Annotated in this window: 2 protein-coding genes; both read right to left on the reverse strand. The window is 49.7% G+C overall.

Annotated features, from left to right (window positions below):
- A partial coding sequence (locus tag C7K08_RS14540) for a restriction endonuclease subunit S (protein ID WP_193464850.1) occupies positions 1-721 on the reverse strand: 721 nt, incomplete at its 3' end.
- On the reverse strand, positions 711-961 hold a 251-nt coding region (locus C7K08_RS14545; RefSeq protein WP_133165335.1), incomplete at its 5' end, for an N-6 DNA methylase. The genes C7K08_RS14545 and C7K08_RS14540, both read right to left, overlap by 11 nt.

Here is a 961-nt window from a genome sequence, read left to right on the forward strand (position 1 = left end):
TCACTTCCCACCCACTCGGAATCTCACCCAGTTCCGAATCCTCAAATGAATCTGGAAACAGGTCGCTGATTTCTGCTGGCAATCCAGTGGGGCGACCTTCTGCCTTCGCCCTGACTGGATCGAAATCCACAAACCACGACTTGAAGAGTGCCTTTGCCATCGTCTCCAAGGTTTCGTTGGTTTTGCGGTTCAGTTCGATCTTGTCGTCAAGGGTGCCGAGGATATGGGCAATTGCTTTTTGGATTTGTAGCGGTGGGATTGGAACCTTGTAGGTTTCAATCAACGACCCGCTGACATTGCCCTGTGCGCTTCCGTCAGCGAGGGATAGTATCTCGTCGGCAAACCCTTGCCTGGATAGAACTTGATAAAGGTATTCCTGGTCAATACTGCTCTTGTCTGTGGGATAAACCTTCCCCACTCGCTGATTCAGAAAGCACTCCTCATTTGTGGCAGGAAATCTACCCGTTTTCCCTGCCGTTGCGCCTGTCATTGCGATCAGAATATCCCCTTCCTTGAGTAGATACCTATCCGCGCCTGGCGTTTTTCCGATAACTTCCTTGCTAATCCTATCGCAAGAACTGATGTCAACTCTTGGCGGAACGATGCTTCCTATCTTGACAAGTGGATGCCCTTCTGTGCCCATATCAGAACTTTTGAAGGCGTATCCAGATCTGACACTTGCCACTGTTCCCAGTGGGAGAAAAGGGTATTCAGAACTCATATCCCAACCTCCTCAGATTATCGGCAATCTGCTGATCCAACCTTGCCCCTTCCTCCTGCTGCTGCTTGAGCAATCCAGTGAGGCGCTTCATCTTCTCCTCAAATGCCTCACCATCGTCTTCAACATCTGCCGCTCCCACATAACGCCCAGGCGTGAGCACAAATCCATTCTTTTCAATCTCATTTAACCTGGCGTTGTAGCAGAAACCAGCAACATCCTCATAAGCAGTAGATACTTCAC

The organism is Synechococcus lacustris str. Tous (assembly GCF_003011125.1).
In the GTDB taxonomy this organism is placed as follows: Bacteria; Cyanobacteriota; Cyanobacteriia; order PCC-6307; family Cyanobiaceae; genus Synechococcus_D; species Synechococcus_D lacustris.